This window comes from Enterobacter sp. BIDMC93 (assembly GCF_001037805.1).
GTDB classification, from domain to species: domain Bacteria; phylum Pseudomonadota; class Gammaproteobacteria; order Enterobacterales; family Enterobacteriaceae; genus Enterobacter; species Enterobacter hormaechei_C.
Genome location: NZ_KQ089962.1, coordinates 3,519,419 through 3,537,771, shown reverse-complemented (window position 1 = coordinate 3,537,771; position 18,353 = coordinate 3,519,419). Strand labels below are relative to the sequence as shown.

Sequence of the window (18,353 nt, the reverse complement as noted above, 5' to 3'; positions counted from 1 at the left end):
TAAAAAAATGAACACACAACTCACAGAAATCATGCGCCTTATCACCAACCTGATCCGTACCGGCACCGTGACCGAAGTGGACCGGGAGAACTGGCTATGCCGGGTAAAGGTGGGCGAACTCGAAACCAACTGGATTAACTGGCTGACGCTGCGCGCCGCTGGTGCCCGTACATGGTGGTGTCCGTCGCCGGATGAGCAGGTGGTGGTCCTGAGTATGGGCGGTAATCTCGAAACCGCTTTTGCGCTGCCTGCCATCTACTCCAGTGAATTTGCGCCGCCGTCGGATTCCGTGGACGGCTGCGTGACGCAGTACCCGGACGGAGGCTGGTTTGAGTACGAACCCGCCACCGGGCGCTGGCACGTTAAAGGTATCAAATCCATGGTGATCGAGGCGGCCGACAATATCACCCTCAAAACCGCTGAGTTTGTGGTGGAGGCTGACACCACGCGCATCAACAGCGAGGTGGTGATCAACGGCGCTGTCACCCAGGGCGGCGGCCCGATGAGTTCCAACGGGATCGTGGTCGATGACCATGCGCACGACAAAGTTAAATCAGGCGGCGACACGTCGGGAGGCCCGATATGACGCTTTATCTCGGTATGAGTCAGAACACCGGGAAAGCCATCACCGACACGGACCATCTGCGCCAGTCGGTGCGTGACATTCTGCTGACACCGCAGGGTAGCCGCATTGCCCGACGGGAATACGGTTCCCTGTTATCCGTCCTGATTGACCAGCCACAGAACCCGGCGCTACGCCTGCAGATCATGTCGGCGGTGTATATGGCCCTGAGCCGCTGGGAGCCACGGCTGACTCTGGACTCTATCACCATCAATTCCAACTTTGACGGCTCCATGGTCGTTGACCTTACCGGGCAGCGGAACAACGGCGCGCCTGTTTCCCTTTCCGTATCAACAGGAGCAGACAATGGCGGTCATTGACCTTTCCCAGCTCCCCGCGCCTCAGATCGTGGACGTGCCTGATTTTGAGACGCTGCTGGCGGAGCGCAAGGCCGCCTTTGTGGCGCTCTATCCGGTGGACGAGCAGGTAGCCGTCGCGCGCACGCTGGCGCTCGAATCTGAACCCATCACCAAACAGTTGCAGGAAAGCACCTACCGAGAAGTTCTGCTGCGCCAGCGTATCAATGAGGCCGCGCAGGCGGTCATGGTGGCGTATGCCCTCGGCGGCGATCTGGAACAACTTGCCGCCAATTATAACGTGAAGCGCCTGACAGTGACGCCTGCCGACAACGACGCCGTGCCGCCGGTGGCAGCTGTGATGGAAAGCGACGAGGCGCTGCGTCTGCGTGTGCCCGCAGCATTCGAAGGACTGTCCGTTGCGGGACCAACAGCGGCCTACGAATTTCACGCCAGAAGTGCTGACGGGCGCGTGGCGGATGCCAGCGCAACCAGTCCGTTACCGGCGGAGGTGGTGCTGACTTTACTGAGTCGGGAGGGTGACGGTACGGCAGACAGTGACCTGCTGGCCGTGGTTGAAAAGGCGCTGAACAGCGAGAGCGTGCGCCCGGTAGCGGACCGCCTTACTGTGCGCAGCGCCGAAATTATCTCTTACAGCGTGGATGCAACCATCTTTCTCTATCCTGGACCGGAGGCTGAGCCGGTAATGGCGGCAGCAAAAGCCAGCCTGCAGAATTACATCGCCAGCCAGACGCGGCTCGGACGTGATATTCGCCGTAGCGCTATTTATGCCGCGCTGCATGTTGAAGGTGTCCAGCGCGTGGAGCTGGCTTCTCCACTGGCTGATGTGGTGCTGGACAAAACGCAGGCCGCCTCCTGCACGCAGTGGAATGTGACCAACGGGGGCACGGATGAATAGCCTGCTGCCGCCGGGTTCATCGCCGCTTGAACGCCGACTGGCGCAAAGCTGCAGCGGAATTTCCGGGCTGGAAGTGCCGTTGCGGGATCTTTGGAACCCGGCAACCTGTCCGGTCAGTTTCCTGCCGTATCTGGCGTGGGCGTTTTCCGTGGACCGCTGGGACGAGAGCTGGACAGAAAGCGTGAAGCGCCGGGTGGTGCAGGACGCGTTCTATATCCATCAGCACAAAGGCACGACCAGCGCCGTGCGTCGGGTGGTGGAGCCGTTCGGCTTCCTGATCCGCATTATCGAATGGTGGCAGACCGGTGAACAGCCGGGTACGTTCCGCCTGGATATCGGCGTGCAGGACCAGGGCATCACAGAAGAAACCTATCTGGAGCTTGAGCGCCTCATCAGCGACGCCAAACCCTGCAGCCGTCATCTGATCGGCATGTCCATTAACCTGCAGACCAGCGGGCCGTATTTCGTCGGCGCGGCCACCTACAACGGCGAAGAAATTACGATTTACCCGTATATCAACGACACCATTATTTCCGGCGGCACCGCCTACGAGGGCGGGGCGGTCCACGTTATTGACACAGTGAGAGTGAATCCATGAGCGCAAAATTTTACACCCTGCTGACGGAGATCGGCGCAGCGAAACTGGCCAGCGCCGCCGCGCTCGGCGTGCCGCTTAAAATTACCCAGATGGCGGTGGGCGACGGTGGCGGTTTGCTCCCCACGCCCAGCGCACAGCAGACCAGGCTGATTGCTGAAAAGCGCCGTGCCGATCTCAATATGCTGTATATCGACCCGCAGAACAGCAGCCAGATTATTGCGGAGCAGGTGATCCCCGAAACTGAGGGCGGGTGGTGGATTCGCGAGGTTGGTCTGTTTGATGATACCGGTGCGCTGATTGCCGTCGGCAACTGTCCTGAAAGCTACAAGCCGCAGCTGGCGGAGGGGAGCGGGCGCACCCAGACCGTGCGCATGGTGCTGATTACCAGCAGCACCGACACTATCACCCTGAAAATTGACCCCGCTGTGGTGCTGGCGACCCGCAAGTATGTCGATGACAAGGTGCTGGAGCTGAAGGTATATGTCGATGACCTGATGGCAAAACACCTGGCTGCAGCCGATCCGCATTCTCAGTACGCCCCGAAAGAGAGTCCGACCCTGATGGGCACGCCCAAAACGCCAACAGCACCGGCGGGGACGAACACCACCCAGATTGCCAGCACGGCATTTGTGCAGGCCGTGGTGTCGTTACTCAATAACGCGCTCGGACTGAAAGCACCGCTGGCAAATCCGGCGCTGACGGGAACGCCGACGGCACCTACTGCAGCGCAAACGGCTAACAACACGCAGATTGCCAATACAGCTTTTGTTAAATCGGCTATTGCAGCACTGGTAGGGTCAACACCGGCGGCACTGGATACGCTGAATGAACTGGCTGCAGCACTGGGCAACGATCCTAACTTTGCCGCCACGATGACAAATGCACTAGCAGGGAAGATGGAGATCAGTAAAAACGGTGCGGATGTTGCTGACGTTGCCGCCTTTTTGAATAACCTCGGCCTGGGGGCTGGTTCGGCCCTGCCGGTTGGAGTGCCAGTGCCATGGCCTCTTGCTACAGCTCCGGCGGGGTGGCTCAAATGCAACGGTGCAGCTTTTACTGCGGCGCAATATCCAAAACTGGCTCAGGCGTATCCTGCTCTGAAATTACCTGATCTGCGTGGCGAGTTTATTCGTGGCTGGGACGATGGTCGTGGTGTGGATACTGGTCGCGGATTGCTATTAGCACAGGGGGGAATGTCATTCGATCATAGACACTGGTTGCCCACTACAAACGGGACGGGTGGGGATGGCGCGATGACAGCGGTCTTTATTGATGGAAATTCAGCAATGGCTTATTACCCGGATGGAACCAACGAATATAACCCGAACCCGTCCACGGGCACATTATTGCAGACATATACCGCAAAAGCCGCGCTTGGCTCTGCAATGTTTGGCAGTGAAACGAGGCCGCGTAACGTTGCATTTAACTATATTGTGAGGGCCGCATAATGCAAAACGCTATAATGGAATACGGTTTTGCCACAACGGGAGGTAATGTTGTGGTGTTCAATTACGATAGTGAGACGCGGGAAATCCTGTCTTCAACAACAGAGTATATTCCTGTTGGTGTGGGACTCCCCGCAAATGCGTGTACTGATGCCCCTCCTGAGGGAAAAGATGGTTTTGTTGTATGCCGAACGATTACGGACGATAGCTGGGAATATTTAGCGGATCATCGTGGCGAAACTGTATGGAATACGGAAACTGGCGAACCTGTTGAAATAACCCTGCCGGGTGGTTATCCAGCGGGGACGACAACAGTCGCACCTGAAACACCATACGATGCATGGGATGGTGTGCAATGGGTGACGAATGAAGCTGCTAAAATTGCTGCCGATGTTAAGAATGCAGAGTTAAAAAAGGCAGAGTTACTTATTATGGCAGGGGCAATAATCAGTCCTTTGCAGGATGCAGTTGAGCTGGGTATTGCTGATAATGAAGAAAGCAATCTATATGATGCGTGGAGGAAGTATCGAGTTTTATTAAATCGGGTCGATCCCCTCTTGGTGCCAAATATTGACTGGCCGGAACAACCGATTTAATTCCTCACCCCCCTCATATTTGGAGGGGGGTTATAACAATTAATGCAAGGTTTTCATTTTACTTCAATCCAAAAATACATGACTCCGCATCCTAAAAATAGAAATAGATAAATCATTTGAGTCAGTAGGCGCGAATTTGTTATTTGGTATATAGCAGGGCGATCTGCTCTCAAGAAATAGTAAAGGGAAAGAATCATAGCGCTAAATGTGAATGTGGAAAATATTATAAATATACTTAGAAAATAATTTTGAGTGGTTGAGTTATCGTCTTTTAATAAAATTATGGGGAAGCTTATTGTTATGATTGTCACAAGAGAGGATGAGATTCCAGCAGACCATAACAACGCTTCACACGTGAATTTTCTTAATAGCATGCCGAAATTGTGTCGGATGTTGTGATTGCCCCAACTTTCTTTTCTCATGTATGCCATATCTTTAAAGAAAAATGAGATGGTTATAAAGAAATATAAAAAAGCCCAAATGAAATCTAATTGTTCAATTAATTTATGAATAACGGGGGTGACATATTTGTCGAGTGCGAAGGTTGGGGCGTTTGAGCTTATAAATAAAGCTATTACAGTTATCAAACACCATACAACTAGTCGGTAAAGGATCTCCCTCCTGACAGATTGTTTTATCCAATTATCAACAACGTTATCTTCAGCTTTCATTTGATTCTCAAGCCATTGTATTAGCGATACAACAATACATACCAAATGCATGCTTAGAATTCTACATGCAGCATATGCATTCAACCCTAAAGCGGAGTGAGTGCCTTATGGCTCAGGATTATCACCATGGTGTGCGCGTCGTTGAGGTCAACGATGGCACCCGCCCCATTTCAACAGTAAGCACGGCAATTGTCGGTATGGTCTGTACCGGCGATGATGCAGATGCGTCCGTGTTCCCCCTCAATAAACCGGTCCTGCTCACCGACGTGCTGACCGCCAGCGGTAAAGCAGGCGAGTCCGGCACGCTGGCCCGCTCGCTGGATGCAATTGCCGACCAGGCTAAACCCGTGACCGTCGTTGTGCGCGTTGCACAGGGTGAAACCGAAGCGGAAACAACCTCCAACATTATCGGCGGCGTGACAGCTGACGGTAAAAAAACGGGCATGAAAGCGCTGTTATCTGCACAGTCCCAGCTCGGCGTTAAGCCGCGCATTCTGGGCGTGCCTGGGCATGACACGCAGGCGGTAGCTACTGAGCTGCTGAGCGTGGCGCAGAGTCTGCGCGGGTTCGCCTATCTGTCAGCCTACGGCTGCAAAACGGTAGAGGAAGCTATTGCCTACCGCGCTAATTTTAGCCATCGCGAGGGGATGCTGATCTGGCCTGATTTCATCAGTTTTGACACCGTGCTGAATGCTGACGCAACGGCTTACGCCTCAGCCCGTGCGCTTGGCTTGCGTGCCAAAATTGACGAACAGACCGGCTGGCACAAATCCCTGTCCAACGTGGGCGTGAACGGCGTCACCGGTATTTCTGCTGATGTGTTCTGGGATTTGCAGGACCCTGCAACTGATGCAGGGCTGCTGAACCAGAACGATGTCACCACGCTGATCCGCAAAGACGGTTTCCGCTTCTGGGGTTCCCGCTGCCTCAGTGACGATCCTCTGTTTGCCTTTGAAAACTACACCCGCACCGCGCAGGTACTGGCTGACACCATCGCAGAAGCGCACATGTGGGCGGTGGATGGCGTGCTTAACCCGTCGCTGGCTCGCGACATCATCGAAGGTATTCGCGCCAAACTGCGTAACCTGAAAACGCAGGGCTACATCATCGGCGCAGACTGCTGGCTGGATGAGTCCGTAAACGATAAAGATTCCCTGAAAGCTGGGAAGCTCACTATCGATTACGACTATACGCCGGTACCGCCTCTGGAAAACCTGATGCTACGCCAGCGCATCACCGATCAGTATCTGCTGGATTTCTCCAGCCAGGTCAGCGCGTAAGGGGACAAAATGGCTTTACCACGCAAGTTAAAACACCTGAACCTGTTTAACGACGGGAATAACTATCAGGGGATTGTTGAGTCCCTGACCCTGCCTAAATTCGGCCGCAAGTTTGAAAAGTATCGCGGCGGCGGTATGCCCGGTTCGGCTGATGTTGATCTGGGGCTTGATGATGGCGCGCTGGACACGGAATTTTCAATCGGTGGCACCGAACTGCTGTTATTCAAGCAGATGGGTAAAGCCACCGTTGACGGCATCCAGCTGCGTTTCACCGGCTCCATTCAGCGTGATGATACCGGCGAAGTGCAGGCTGTTGAGCTGGTTGTGCGCGGGCGACATAAAGAAGTCGATTCCGGCGAATGGAAAACCGGCGAGAGCAACAACACAAAAGTCAGCAGCACCAACAGCTACGCGAAGCTGACCATTAACGGCGAGGTGCTCTATGAGGTTGATGTGATCAACATGATTGAAATCGTTGATGGCGTGGACCTGATGGAAGAACACCGCAACGCCCTGGGTCTCTGATCTACTTTAAAGGCGCGGGCAGCCGCGCCAGTACCTTATTAACAGGAGATGACAATGAGCGAACAACAGACTGAAAAAACCGTACCGCTGGACACCCCAATCAAACGCGGTAAAACCGAAATTGCCGAAATTGTGCTGCGCAAGCCGCAGTCCGGCGCGCTGCGTGGCACCCGTCTGCAGGCGATCATGGATATGGACGTCGGCGCGATGATGACGATTATTCCCCGCATCTCCACGCCCGCGCTGACCGCTCAGGAAATGGCTGAAATGGACCCCGCAGATCTCACCGCGCTGTCGGTTGAGGTGGTCACTTTTTTGTTGAAGAAATCGGTGCTTGCCGGTTTGCCGACAGCCTGACGGTAGAAGACCTGGTGGCTGATATCGCCACTATTTTTCACTGGCCGCCGTCCGTCACTGACGTTATGCCGCTGACCGAAGTGCTGGAGTGGCGGCATAAAGCGATTCAGAGAAGCGGGGCCAGCGATGAGTGACACTAACCTGCGTTTGCAGGTAATTCTTAATGCGGTTGATAAGCTCACCCGCCCATTCCGATCAGCGCAGGCCAGCTCTAAAGAGCTGGCTACCGCCATTCAGCAAAGCCGCGCAAGATTAAAAGAACTGGACGCCCAGGCGGGCCGTATTGATGGTTTCCGCAAGGCAAGCGCGCAGCTGGCCGTCACCGGCAACAGTCTGAAAGCCGCACGCGAAGAAGCGGCGAAACTTGCCACGCAGTTCTCGGCCACTAACCGCCCGACGGCGGCACAGGCTCGTCTGCTTGAGCAGGCAAAAAACCGCGTTAACGAGCTGCAGAGCAAATACAACGGCCTGCGTCAGTCGGTGCAGCGTCAGCGTCTTGCGCTCAATGAGGCCGGGCTGGACACTAAAAAGCTGAGCAGTGCGCAGCGGGAGCTGCGGCAGAACGCCGACGAAACCCGGCAGGCGCTGGACCGACAGCAGAAATCCCTTAAACGCCTGGGCGAGCAGCAGGCCCGTATGAACGCCGTCCGCGATCAGTATTCGCGGCGACTTGAGGTGCGGGATCGTATCGCGGGCGCCGGAGCAACAACTACTGCCGCCGGGCTGGCGATGGGGGCGCCGGTGATGGCTGCCGTTAAAAGCTATGCCAGCATGGAAGATGCGATGAAAGGCGTGGCAAAGCAGGTTAACGGGCTGCGGGACGACAACGGCAACCGCACAAAACAGTTTTACGACATGCAGGATGCCATCAAGGCCGCCAGTGAGCAGCTGCCGATGGAGAATGGTGCCATCGATTATGCCGCGCTGGTTGAAGGTGGCGCACGCATGGGCGTGACAAACCAGAACGATTCTTACGAAGACCAGAAGCGTGACCTGCTGGCCTTTGCATCCACTGCAGCAAAGGCCGCAACGGCATTCGAGTTGCCCGCTGATGAGCTGGCGGAAGGGCTGGGGAAAATCGCGCAGCTGTATAAAGTGCCGACCCGCAATATTGAACAGCTTGGCGATGCCCTGAACTACCTGGACGATAACGCCATGTCTAAGGGCGGCGATATCATCAATGTGCTGCAGCGCATGGGCGGCGTGGCCGACAGGCTTGATTTCCGTAAGGCGGCCGCGCTGGGTTCCACCTTCCTGTCTCTGGGCACCGCGCCTGAAATTGCCGCCAGCGCATCAAATGCGATGGTGCGCGAACTGTCGATTGCAACCATGCAGAGCAAGCGGTTCATGGAAGGTATGGATCTGCTGAAACTCAATCCAGAAGAGATTGAAAAGCATATGACAAAGGACGCAATGGGGACTATTCAGCGCGTGCTGGAGAAGGTCAACAAACTGCCGCAGGACAAGCGCCTGTCCGCCATGACGATGATATTTGGCAAGGAGTTTGGCGATGATGCGGCGAAGCTTGCAAACAACCTGCCGGAGCTGCAGCGACAGCTGAAACTCACCTCAGGCACTGAGGCTAACGGCTCCATGCAGAAAGAATCCGATATCAATAAGGATTCACTTTCCGCGCAGTGGTTGCTTGTTAAAACGGGCGCGCAGAACGCTTTCAGTAGCCTGGGTGAAACCCTGCGCCAGCCGCTGATGGATATCATGGGGTACGTCAAAAACGTTACCGGGGCACTGCGTCGATGGGTTGAGGCTAACCCGCAGCTGGCGGGCACGCTGATGAAAGTGGCTGCAGCCACAGCTGCGATCACAGTTGTGCTCGGCACGCTGGCGGTGGCCGTGGCTGCCGTGCTGGGGCCGCTGGCGGTGATCCGTTTTGGCCTGTCCGTGCTGGGTGTAAAAACACTCCCCTCCGTTATGTCTGCAGTGACCCGCACCGGCGGCGCGCTGTCCTGGTTGGCAAATGCGCCGCTTTCCCTGTTGCGCCGTGGCCTGGCGGCATCCGGCAGCAGCGCCGGATTGCTGGCGTCTCCCCTTAACTCCCTGCGCCGTTCTGCCGGGCTGGCTGGCAATGCGCTGAAAGCGCTGGCCGGTGCACCGCTTGCTGTTCTTCGCAGCGGAATGTCTGGTATTCGCAACATTATCGGCATGGTAATGAATCCGCTGACCGCGTTGCGCGGGGGATTATCCGCAGCCGGTGGCGTGGTGCGTTTTCTGTCGTCCGGCCCGCTGGCCCTCCTTCGCGTCGCGCTGTACGGAATTTCTGGGTTGCTGGGCGCCCTGCTTAGTCCGATAGGGCTGGTCGTGGCAGCCCTGGCTGGCGTGGCGCTGGTTGTCTGGAAATACTGGCAACCGATAAGCGCATTTTTAGGCGGAGTGGTTGAAGAATTCAAAGCTGCAGCTGCGCCTATAAGTTCGGCGTTTGAGCCACTGCAGCCTGTTTTCCAGTGGATAGGTGACAAGGTCCAGGCGTTGTGGGGCTGGTTTACTGATCTGCTGACGCCGGTTAAATCCACCTCTGCAGAACTGCAAAGCGCGGCGTCAATGGGGCGACAGTTTGGGGAAGCGCTGGCGGCAGGGCTGAACATGGTCATGCACCCGCTGGATTCGCTTAAATCGGGCGTGTCCTGGCTGCTTGAAAAACTTGGCATTGTCAGCAAGGAGGCTGCTAAAGCGAAGCTTCCTGAGCAGGTCACGCGGCAGCAACCAGCCACGGTAAACACAGACGGTAAAGTGGTGCTGCCGCCTGGCGGATTCCCGCCGATGGGTTTTGCTGGCATGTACGACAGCGGCGGTACCATTCCGCGCGGCCAGTTCGGCATCGTGGGTGAGAATGGCCCTGAGATAGTTAACGGGCCCGCCAATGTCACCGGCAGGAAACGGACTGCTGATCTGGCAAGGGTGGCGGCAACGCTCAATCCTTCCCGGACGGAACCGGCCAGCGCTAAACAATATCCTGAACGCGGGATAGTTCTGCCGCCTGCTAATGTGAACGGTCCGGCAAATCTTCCGGTAATCAATCGTACTACTGAACTGGTGAAACTGGCGGCAACGGTAAGCCCCGTTCGTGATGTAACAGCCAGCCCGGAGCATCGGCCTGAAAGCAGGTTGATACTGCCGCCTGAGATTGTTAACGCCCCGGTAAATGGTCCTGGTCGGGATCGTGCTGCGGAGCTGGCTGATATCTCTGCAGCCGTCATGCCAGCACCGGCCATTATGGAAATCACGGATAACAGGGCTGAACCGATGGCTATGCGCCAGAAGGTGTTCGCTTCCGTGGTCGCTGGCGTAATGGGCCTGGCGGCTGCCCCGGCAGAAGCCGCACCACTTCATCCGCACAGTGTACCTGTCAGGACGCAACCGGCGCCGTCGGCAAAGGCAGAGAGACAGCCGCAGGTAATTAAGTACGAGATAAGCGCGCCAATTCATATTGTCGCCCAGCCAGGGCAAAGCGCACAGGATATCGCCCGCGAGGTGGCCCGGCAGTTTGATGAGCGTGAGCGCAGGGCCAGGGCAAAAACACGCAGTAATTTCAGTGATCGAGGGGGGTACGAATAATGATGATGGTGCTGGGGTTGTACGTATTCATGCTGCGCACCGTGCCCTATCAGGAGCTGCAGTATCAGCGCAGCTGGCGGCACGCAGCCAACAGCCGGGTTAACCGGCGCCCGTCAACGCAGTTTCTTGGACCGGATAACGATACGCTTACTCTGTCCGGCGTCCTGCTGCCGGAGATTACCGGCGGCAGGTTGTCTTTGCTGGCGCTGGAGCAGATGGCGGAGCTGGGAAAAGCCTGGCCCTTGATTGAGGGGAGCGGGACGATTTACGGCATGTTTGTGATCGAGAGTCTGAGCCAGACAAAAACAGAATTTTTTGAGAGCGGTATGCCCCGGCGCATCGAATTTTCGCTGAGCCTGAAAAGGGTGGATGAATCGCTGTCTGATATGTTTGGCAGCCTCAGCGATCAGCTCAGTAATTTGCAGGACTCCGCCACCTCCGCGATAGGCAATATGAAAAATACGGTTGGGGGGTTACTGCAGTGAATTTCAGCTCTGATCTCCTGAACCTGAACAGCAAAACTCCCGGTTTCAGTATCATCATTGAAGGTAAAGATGTGACTACCGTGCTGGATGCGCGCCTGATGAGTCTGACGCTGACGGATAACCGGGGCTTTGAAGCGGACCAGCTTGATCTGGAACTGGACGACTCGGACGGGCAAATCGTTCTGCCGCGTCGGGGGGCCATTATTCAGTTTGCGCTGGGGTGGAAAGGTCAGCCGCTTTTTCCGAAAGGGGCCTTTACTGTCGATGAGATTGAGCACAGCGGCGCGCCTGACCGTCTCACAATTCGCGCGCGTAGCGCAGATTTCCGTGAAACCCTTAACACGCGACGTGAAAAGTCCTGGCACCAGACAACGGTGGGTGAGGTCGTGAAGGAAATCGCCGCCAGGCATAAATTAAAGATGGCGCTGGGCCAGGACCTGATGGACAAACCTGTGGATCATCTTGACCAGACCAACGAGAGCGATGCGAGTTTCCTGATGAAGCTGGCGCGGCAGTATGGAGCGATAGCCTCAGTTAAGGACGGCAATCTGTTGTTTATCCGCCAGGGGCAGGGCAGAACGGCAAGCGGCAAGCCGCTGCCGGTTATTACCATAACCCGCCAGGCCGGTGACGGTCATCGTTTTACCCTGGCCGACCGCGATGCCTATACGGGGGTGATTGCCAGCTGGCTCCATACCCGTGAGCCAAAGAAAAAAGAGACAGCAAAGGTTAAGCGCCGTCGAAAGAAAACCACCGCGGCAAAGGAGCCGGAAGCAAAACAGGGCGATTACCTGGTTGGAACGGATGAAAACGTGCTGGTACTCAACAGAACTTATGCAAACCGCAGCAACGCAGAGCGAGCTGCAAAGATGCAGTGGGAGCGCCTGCAGCGCGGGGTTGCAACATTCTCCCTGCAGCTCGCTGAAGGGCGGGCCGATCTCTACACCGAAATGCCAGTGAAGGTTAGCGGCTTTAAGCAGCCCATTGATAATGCGGAGTGGACCATCACGACGCTGACTCACACCGTCAGCCCGGATAACGGGTTTACGACCAGTCTGGATCTCGAAGTGAAAATAGATGGGTTCGAAATTGAATGATTAGTTCCAAATTGAGAACAATGATGTATCATTATTGCGAACTGGTTAAGAGTGAGGGCTGAACGAAATGATGAATTGTCCGATGTGCGGCCAGGCCGCGCATACACGCAGTAGCTTTCAGGTTTCCAGCGAAACCAAAGAACGATACAACCAGTGCACCAATATTGAGTGCGGTCATACGTTCGTGACGCATGAAACTTTTGTGCGGTCCGTGTGCCGTCCGCAAAAAATCAGCGCTGCACCGCCACATCCGAAAGGAATGCAGGAACAATTAGCTTACTGATATTGACCCGCTGCTGGCGGGTTTTTTATTGATTGCTATCGCCATAGCAAAAGCGCTGTCGCCACTTTGTCGCCATGCATGGGAAAGGGTGGTTATAAGTAATTGATTTAATGGGTGGAAAATTTCAGGCAACAAAAAACCCATCAACCTTGAACCAAAACGGCGGGGTTGATGGGCTCCACAAATTGGGGACATCAAAGAAAAGCAGTGGCACTAGTTATGACTGCACCCTGCGTAAAAAGTTCTGCGCGTAACGAAAATTTTTTCAGCCACACGCAAACTTGAGATTTATCCGAGTCCTGGCCAGATAATGATGATCAGCGTACCCGCCAGCGTCAGCAGCACGTTGGCGATTGCGTACGTGCCTGCATAGCCCAGCGCCGGGATATTGCTGCGCGCGGTGTCGCTGATGATCTCCATCGCCGGTGCGCAGGTGCGCGCGCCCATCATCGCGCCGAAGAGCAGGGCGCGGTTCATGCGCAGCACGTAGGCGCCGAACAGGAAACAGATCACCACCGGTACCAGGCTGACGATAAGTCCGGAAACCAACATTTGCCAGCCGACCGCGCCCAGGCCGTTGCCAATGCCGCTCCCGGCGCTTAATCCGACACCCGCCATAAAGACCATCAGACCGAACTCTTTCACCATGTTCAGCGCCCCCTGAGGGATATAGCCGAAGGTGGGATGGTTCGCTCGCAGGAAGCCCAGCATGATCCCGGCGAACAGCAGACCGGCTGCGTTACCAATGCCGAAGCTAAAGTTGCTGAACTGGAAGGTGATCATCCCGATCATCAGGCCGACAATGAAGAAGGCGCAGAAGGCTAACAGGTCCGTCACCTGGCTGTGGATCGAGATAAAGCCGATACGGTCGGCAACGGTTTTAACCCGTCGGGCATCGCCGCTGACCTGCAACACATCGCCTTTATTGAGCACCACGTTATCGTCGATAGGCATTTCAATCTGGCTGCGGATCACGCGGTTGAGGAAACAACCGTGGTCGGTCAGCTTCAGCTGTGCCAGACGGCGGCCCACGGCGTTGTGGTTTTTCACCACAATCTCTTCGGTGACGATACGCATGTCCAGCAGGTCGCGGTCAAACACCTCTTTCCCGTTGCGGAAGCTCGGATCGAGACGCGCGTGGGCGTCCGGGTAGCCAACAAGGGCGATGTCATCGCCCATCTGGAGCACCGCGTCACCGTCCGGGTTTGCCAGAATGCCGTTACGACGGATACGTTCGATGTAGCAGCCGGTCTGACGGTAGATCCCCAGCTCGCGCAGGTTTTTCCCGTCGGTCCAGGCAACCAGCTCCGGCCCAACGCGGTAGGCGCGGATCACCGGCAGGTAAACTTTACGTTTGGAGTCCGTGTCCAGGCCGCGCTCGCGGGCGATGGTCTGGGCGCTGGTCTGAAGATCCTGATGCTGAAGTTTTGGCAGATAGCGCGCGCCAACAATCAGGCTCACCAGACCAATCAGATAGGTCAGGGCATAGCCCAGACTCAGGTTGTCTAGCGCGGAGGAAAGCTGCGTGCCTGCCATGCCAGAATGACGAAGCGTATCCCCCGCGCCAACAAGCACCGGCGTGGAGGTCATCGAGCCTGCCAGCATACCGGCCGTTAAGCCGATGTCCCAGCCAAACAGTTTGCCCAGCCCTAACGCAATCAGCAGGGCGCTGCCGACCATCACCAGCGCCAGCATCAGGTAATTTTTGCCGTCTCGGAAGAAAATGGAAAAAAAGTTCGGACCGGCTTCCACGCCTACGCAAAAAATAAACAGCATGAAACCTAAGTTAAGCGCGTCCGTGTTAATACTGAAATGTTGTTGACCTAATAACAGGGAGACGACTAAAACGCCAATGGAATTACCAAGTTGAACTGAACCCAGGCGTAATTTACCCAGACAAAGGCCCAGCGCCAGTACCACAAATAATAACAGGATGTAATTCCCATTTAACAAGTCTGCGACGTTTATATTCACGGAGGCTAACTTCTTGTTTACCAGTAAGTTGTTGAATGAAAGGACTATTTGGGCTACTGTTTTCAGAGTCAGGGAATCACTTTGCATCTCCCTGCTTCCTGATAAATACCCTAAACACTAGCAGTCGGTTAGTTTAATCGTAATAGCTACCGACAGCCACCTATTATCGCACGACTTCTGTGCGTGCTTTGGCAAGGATTGCCGCATTGCTTTATCTGACTGGGCGTCCACCGGACGATTTTTGTATTTGATAGAGATAAGTCAGGAGGATAGTTTGAACTTTAAACGAAACTGGGCTGGCGTAATCAGCTGTTTTTTGCTGTTTACGGTCGTTTGCATGTCGCTCGCTTTTAACGTGAAAGGCGCCTTCAGAGCGTCCGGTCATCCCGAGCTGGGCCTGTTGTTCTTCATCCTGCCGGGGGTAGTCGCCGGTTTTCTCTCGCGTAAAGGCGAGGTGGTGATGCCGCTTATTGGGGCAATGCTTGCGGCCCCGCTCTGCCTGCTTCTGATGCGCGTGCTGTTTCTCTCGTCGAGAAGCGTCTGGCAGGAAGTGGCGTGGCTACTGAGTGGCGTTTTCTGGTGTGCGCTGGGCGCGCTCTGTTTCTTATTTACGCGCAGCCTGCTGCAACAGCGGAAGCACCGTAAATAAAAACGCCCTCAGGGTGAGGGCGTCTTCGCATTACTGAGCCGCAAACAGGCCCAGGTGTTCTTTGGCGTAGGCCTCAAAATCGGTGCAGCCGCCGATGTGTTTCTGATCGAGGAAGATCTGCGGCACGGTTTCAACCGGTTTACCCACGGTTTTTTCCAGATCGGCTTTAGTGATGCCTTCCGCGTGGATATCCACGTAACGGAAGTTGAAATCATCACGTTCTTCAGTCAGTTTCTCTGCCAGCTCTTTCGCGCGTACACAGTAAGGGCATCCTGGACGACCAAAAATTACTGCAAACATTTCTCTCTCCTCAAAAAACAAGCCTGACGGCGAATGGCGCCTATAGTGCACGATAACCTGCCGTCATGGAAAGAAGGTTTCACCTGTCACTTTGATACAGTCAGGCTATGTTTCGCCAATTACATCAGGTGGATCATTGCCTATACTGGCTGCCATACGTTTTACGCAACACAAAGAGAGACAAAATGACGCCAACCATTGACCTGCTTCGTTCCCACCGTTCCATTCGCCATTTCACCGATGAGCCGATTACCCAGGCGCAGCGGGAAGCGATCATCGACAGCGCAAGAGGCACCTCCAGCTCCAGCTTTTTGCAGTGCAGCTCCATTATCCGCATCACCGATCCGGCGATGCGTGAGCAGCTGGTAACGCTGACGGGCGGACAAAAGCACGTTGCCCAGGCGGCTGAGTTCTGGGTGTTCTGCGCCGATTTTAACCGTCACCTGCAAATCTGCCCCGAGGCCGAGCTGGGGCTGGCGGAACAGCTGCTGCTGGGCGTGGTGGATACGGCGCTGATGGCGCAAAACGCGTTCACGGCGGCGGAATCGCTGGGGCTTGGCGGCGTCTATATTGGCGGGCTGCGTAACAACATCGAAAGCGTGACGGAACTGCTGAAGCTGCCGAAACACGTGCTGCCGCTGTTTGGTCTGTGCCTCGGCTGGCCGGCGGATAACCCGGATCTGAAGCCGCGCATTCCTGCTGCGATGCTGGTGCATGAAAACCACTACCAGCCGGTCGACCAGGACGTTCTGCATCAATACGATGAAGAGCTGGCGAACTACTATCTGACGCGCGACAGCAACAACCGCCGCGACACCTGGAGCGACCATATTCGTCGCACCATCATCAAGGAGAACCGCCCGTTCATTCTTGATTACCTGCACAAACAGGGCTGGGCAACGCGGTAGTCCATTCCTCCTGCGCCTCGTGTATGATAGGCAGGCTTTTACCATGTCTTTAGAGAGGTGCAGGGTGAAAATTGCCATATTGTCCCGGGATGGAACGCTCTATTCATGTAAACGCCTGCGAGAAGCGGCGGCGAAACGCGGACATCAGATTGAAATCCTCGATCCGATGTCCTGCTATATGAACATCGACCCTGCGGCATCGTCGATTCATTACAAAGGCCGCAAACTCCCGCATTTTGATGCGGTGATCCCCCGCATTGGCTCCCAGATTACCTATTACGGTACGGCTGCGCTGCGCCAGTTTGAAATGCTGGGAAGCTATCCGCTCAACGAGTCCGTGGCGATCTCCCGCGCCCGCGATAAGCTGCGCTCGCTGCAACTGCTGGCGCGCCAGGGGATCGATCTGCCCGTCACCGGGATTGCCCACTCCCCGGACGATACCAGCGATTTAATCGACATGGTGGGCGGTGCGCCGCTGGTCATTAAGCTGGTGGAAGGCACGCAGGGTATTGGGGTGGTACTGGCGGAGACGCGTCAGGCGGCGGAAAGCGTGATTGACGCGTTTCGCGGTCTGAATGCCCATATTCTGGTGCAGGAGTATATTAAAGAGGCCAACGGGTGCGACATCCGCTGCTTTGTAGTGGGCGATGAAGTGGTGGCCGCCATTGAGCGGCAGGCGAAAGAGGGCGACTTCCGCTCTAACCTGCACCGCGGCGGTATCGCGCGGGTGGCCCTTATCAGCGAGCGCGAGCGCGAGATTGCGGTGAAAGCGGCGCAGACGCTGGGCCTGGACGTGGCGGGGGTCGATCTGCTGCGTGCCGGGCGCGGGCCGCTGGTGATGGAAGTCAACGCCTCGCCGGGGCTGGAAGGGGTGGAAAAAACCACAGGCGTCGATATTGCAGGTAAAATGATCGCATGGATTGAACGCCATGCGACGCCGGGATTTTGCCTGAAAACGGGCGGTTAAATGGATCGGCGCGCACTTTTTGCGTAATCTGGACAACGTTTTTATTTAAGAGGCTGCACAGCGATGGATTTACAGGTCGTACCTACACTGGATACGTTACGTCAATGGCTCGATGATGCCGGTATTACTTTCTTCGAATGCGACTCCTGCCAGGCGCTGCATCTGCCTCACATGCAAAATTTCGATGGCATTTTCGATGCCAAAATCGATCTGATTAACGACGTGATCCTGTTCTCGGCGCTGGCTGAAGTAAAGCCTTCTGCGCTGCTGGCGCTGGCGTCTGATCTGTCAGCGATCAACGCCAGTTCTTTGACGGTGAAAGCGTTTCTCGACATACAGGATGATAATCTGCCAAAGCTGGTGGTTTGCCAGTCTTTATTCTCCGGCGCGGGGCTCTCCTTCAAGCAGTTCGCCTGGTTTATGCGCCTGAGCGAAGAGCAAATTTCCATGGTAATGATGGAAGCCAACGCACATCACCTGCTGTATAGCGCGGAAGATGATGCCGAGAATAATGTTGCATCTCCCAATTTTCTCCACTAAGCCTGTCTGACTTTTGCGCAGTCGCTGCCAGAGCGGCTGCATAACACCGTTTTTTCTGCTGCTTTTAACCTTTCTTTAAAGAGTTTTTCACCTCCTCTCCGGCCGTTTCGGCTTATCACGTAGACATAATCTGCATAAAAAATTGATAAAAGGCGTTTTTTCGTCTGGGCTATAGCCGGAGACACGGGCTACAGTTATTCTTGCGGTGCTTAAAAAAGCGAGCGGAACCTGCCGGGAAGAGGGGGGTATTTTATTTCGGGCAGAGCGACAA

At 55.5% G+C, this 18,353-nt stretch carries 20 protein-coding genes; 18 read left to right on the top strand and 2 right to left on the bottom strand.

Going from position 1 to position 18,353, the window contains the following annotated elements; genetic code table 11:
• Window positions 1-7 precede the first annotated feature (7 nt).
• From SK58_RS16575 to SK58_RS16505, 14 genes are all read left to right on the top strand, one after another.
• Window positions 8-586: a phage baseplate assembly protein V gene (locus SK58_RS16575; protein WP_048220221.1), complete on the top strand. Its 579-nt coding sequence runs from the start codon at window positions 8-10 to the stop codon at window positions 584-586.
• On the top strand, window positions 583-942 hold the full coding sequence (locus tag SK58_RS16570; protein WP_048220220.1) for a GPW/gp25 family protein: 360 nt from the start codon (window positions 583-585) through the stop codon (window positions 940-942). Before SK58_RS16575 ends, SK58_RS16570 begins: the two co-directional genes overlap by 4 nt.
• Window positions 929-1,837 (top strand): baseplate assembly protein, encoded by a 909-nt coding sequence (locus SK58_RS16565; RefSeq protein WP_048220219.1) that lies wholly within the window; start codon window positions 929-931, stop codon window positions 1,835-1,837. Before SK58_RS16570 ends, SK58_RS16565 begins: the two co-directional genes overlap by 14 nt.
• A complete protein-coding gene (locus SK58_RS16560) occupies window positions 1,830-2,435 on the top strand; it encodes a phage tail protein I (RefSeq protein ID WP_048220218.1) in 606 nt (201 codons plus the stop codon). The genes SK58_RS16565 and SK58_RS16560 overlap by 8 nt, the downstream gene beginning before the upstream one ends.
• Complete coding sequence (locus SK58_RS16555) at window positions 2,432-3,883, top strand: phage tail protein (protein WP_048220217.1); 1,452 nt, start codon at window positions 2,432-2,434, stop codon at window positions 3,881-3,883. Before SK58_RS16560 ends, SK58_RS16555 begins: the two co-directional genes overlap by 4 nt.
• Window positions 3,883-4,476 (top strand): tail fiber assembly protein, encoded by a 594-nt coding sequence (locus tag SK58_RS16550; RefSeq protein ID WP_053070232.1) that lies wholly within the window; start codon window positions 3,883-3,885, stop codon window positions 4,474-4,476. The genes SK58_RS16555 and SK58_RS16550 overlap by 1 nt, the downstream gene beginning before the upstream one ends.
• A gap of 778 nt (window positions 4,477-5,254) precedes the next feature.
• A complete protein-coding gene (locus SK58_RS16540; protein ID WP_048220215.1) occupies window positions 5,255-6,427 on the top strand; it encodes a phage tail sheath protein in 1,173 nt (390 codons plus the stop codon).
• Window positions 6,428-6,436: 9 nt separating this feature from the next.
• Window positions 6,437-6,952: a phage major tail tube protein gene (locus tag SK58_RS16535; protein ID WP_048220214.1), complete on the top strand. Its 516-nt coding sequence runs from the start codon at window positions 6,437-6,439 to the stop codon at window positions 6,950-6,952.
• 54 nt (window positions 6,953-7,006) lie between these two features.
• Window positions 7,007-7,309: a phage tail assembly protein gene (locus SK58_RS16530; protein ID WP_048220213.1), complete on the top strand. Its 303-nt coding sequence runs from the start codon at window positions 7,007-7,009 to the stop codon at window positions 7,307-7,309.
• A 14-nt stretch (window positions 7,310-7,323) separates the two neighbouring features.
• Window positions 7,324-7,443: a GpE family phage tail protein gene (locus SK58_RS16525; RefSeq protein ID WP_007848878.1), complete on the top strand. Its 120-nt coding sequence runs from the start codon at window positions 7,324-7,326 to the stop codon at window positions 7,441-7,443.
• Window positions 7,436-10,879 carry a phage tail tape measure protein gene (locus SK58_RS16520; protein ID WP_048220212.1) on the top strand — a complete coding sequence of 1,148 codons (3,444 nt, stop codon included), beginning with the start codon at window positions 7,436-7,438 and terminating at the stop codon, window positions 10,877-10,879. The genes SK58_RS16525 and SK58_RS16520 overlap by 8 nt, the downstream gene beginning before the upstream one ends.
• The gene (locus SK58_RS16515; RefSeq protein ID WP_023206366.1) at window positions 10,879-11,364 is read left to right on the top strand and encodes a phage tail protein; all 486 of its coding nucleotides are present in this window, start codon (window positions 10,879-10,881) and stop codon (window positions 11,362-11,364) included. The genes SK58_RS16520 and SK58_RS16515 overlap by 1 nt, the downstream gene beginning before the upstream one ends.
• Window positions 11,361-12,461 carry a phage late control D family protein gene (locus SK58_RS16510; RefSeq protein ID WP_048220211.1) on the top strand — a complete coding sequence of 367 codons (1,101 nt, stop codon included), beginning with the start codon at window positions 11,361-11,363 and terminating at the stop codon, window positions 12,459-12,461. Before SK58_RS16515 ends, SK58_RS16510 begins: the two co-directional genes overlap by 4 nt.
• A gap of 67 nt (window positions 12,462-12,528) precedes the next feature.
• On the top strand, window positions 12,529-12,744 hold the full coding sequence (locus SK58_RS16505) for an ogr/Delta-like zinc finger family protein (protein WP_012016760.1): 216 nt from the start codon (window positions 12,529-12,531) through the stop codon (window positions 12,742-12,744).
• 288 nt (window positions 12,745-13,032) lie between these two features.
• On the opposite strand, the gene SK58_RS16500 is transcribed toward SK58_RS16505, so the two are convergent.
• Window positions 13,033-14,718, bottom strand: coding sequence for an aspartate:alanine antiporter (locus SK58_RS16500; protein ID WP_026080732.1), 1,686 nt, complete (start codon window positions 14,716-14,718; stop codon window positions 13,033-13,035).
• A gap of 274 nt (window positions 14,719-14,992) precedes the next feature.
• Here SK58_RS16500 and SK58_RS16495 point away from each other — a divergent pair, with 274 nt between their 5' ends.
• A complete protein-coding gene (locus tag SK58_RS16495) occupies window positions 14,993-15,367 on the top strand; it encodes an inner membrane protein YbjM (protein ID WP_017384878.1) in 375 nt (124 codons plus the stop codon).
• A gap of 30 nt (window positions 15,368-15,397) precedes the next feature.
• Here the strand turns inward: SK58_RS16495 and SK58_RS16490 are convergent, their stop codons facing one another.
• On the bottom strand, window positions 15,398-15,667 hold the full coding sequence (locus SK58_RS16490) for a GrxA family glutaredoxin (protein WP_006809455.1): 270 nt from the start codon (window positions 15,665-15,667) through the stop codon (window positions 15,398-15,400).
• A 185-nt stretch (window positions 15,668-15,852) separates the two neighbouring features.
• Between SK58_RS16490 and nfsA the strand changes: the two genes are divergently transcribed.
• From nfsA to SK58_RS16475, 3 genes are all read left to right on the top strand, one after another.
• Complete coding sequence (gene nfsA / locus SK58_RS16485; RefSeq protein WP_015571015.1) at window positions 15,853-16,575, top strand: nitroreductase NfsA; 723 nt, start codon at window positions 15,853-15,855, stop codon at window positions 16,573-16,575.
• 64 nt (window positions 16,576-16,639) lie between these two features.
• The gene (rimK, locus tag SK58_RS16480; protein ID WP_017693733.1) at window positions 16,640-17,542 is read left to right on the top strand and encodes a 30S ribosomal protein S6--L-glutamate ligase; all 903 of its coding nucleotides are present in this window, start codon (window positions 16,640-16,642) and stop codon (window positions 17,540-17,542) included.
• Window positions 17,543-17,605: 63 nt separating this feature from the next.
• The gene (locus SK58_RS16475; RefSeq protein WP_047735312.1) at window positions 17,606-18,082 is read left to right on the top strand and encodes a YbjN domain-containing protein; all 477 of its coding nucleotides are present in this window, start codon (window positions 17,606-17,608) and stop codon (window positions 18,080-18,082) included.
• Window positions 18,083-18,353: the final 271 nt, after the last annotated feature.

Bases quoted from the DNA above. Each gene is read 5' to 3' on its own strand.
- SK58_RS16575 (WP_048220221.1), top strand. From the start codon at position 8: ATGAACACACAACTCACAGAAATCATGCGCCTTATCACCAACCTGATC.
- SK58_RS16570 (WP_048220220.1), top strand. From the start codon at position 583: ATGACGCTTTATCTCGGTATGAGTCAGAACACCGGGAAAGCCATCACC.
- SK58_RS16565 (WP_048220219.1), top strand. From the start codon at position 929: ATGGCGGTCATTGACCTTTCCCAGCTCCCCGCGCCTCAGATCGTGGAC.
- SK58_RS16560 (WP_048220218.1), top strand. From the start codon at position 1,830: ATGAATAGCCTGCTGCCGCCGGGTTCATCGCCGCTTGAACGCCGACTG.
- SK58_RS16555 (WP_048220217.1), top strand. From the start codon at position 2,432: ATGAGCGCAAAATTTTACACCCTGCTGACGGAGATCGGCGCAGCGAAA.
- SK58_RS16550 (WP_053070232.1), top strand. From the start codon at position 3,883: ATGCAAAACGCTATAATGGAATACGGTTTTGCCACAACGGGAGGTAAT.
- SK58_RS16540 (WP_048220215.1), top strand. From the start codon at position 5,255: ATGGCTCAGGATTATCACCATGGTGTGCGCGTCGTTGAGGTCAACGAT.
- SK58_RS16535 (WP_048220214.1), top strand. From the start codon at position 6,437: ATGGCTTTACCACGCAAGTTAAAACACCTGAACCTGTTTAACGACGGG.
- SK58_RS16530 (WP_048220213.1), top strand. From the start codon at position 7,007: ATGAGCGAACAACAGACTGAAAAAACCGTACCGCTGGACACCCCAATC.
- SK58_RS16520 (WP_048220212.1), top strand. From the start codon at position 7,436: ATGAGTGACACTAACCTGCGTTTGCAGGTAATTCTTAATGCGGTTGAT.
- SK58_RS16515 (WP_023206366.1), top strand. From the start codon at position 10,879: ATGATGATGGTGCTGGGGTTGTACGTATTCATGCTGCGCACCGTGCCC.
- SK58_RS16505 (WP_012016760.1), top strand. From the start codon at position 12,529: ATGATGAATTGTCCGATGTGCGGCCAGGCCGCGCATACACGCAGTAGC.
- SK58_RS16490 (WP_006809455.1), bottom strand. From the start codon at position 15,667: ATGTTTGCAGTAATTTTTGGTCGTCCAGGATGCCCTTACTGTGTACGC.
- nfsA (WP_015571015.1), top strand. From the start codon at position 15,853: ATGACGCCAACCATTGACCTGCTTCGTTCCCACCGTTCCATTCGCCAT.
- SK58_RS16475 (WP_047735312.1), top strand. From the start codon at position 17,606: ATGGATTTACAGGTCGTACCTACACTGGATACGTTACGTCAATGGCTC.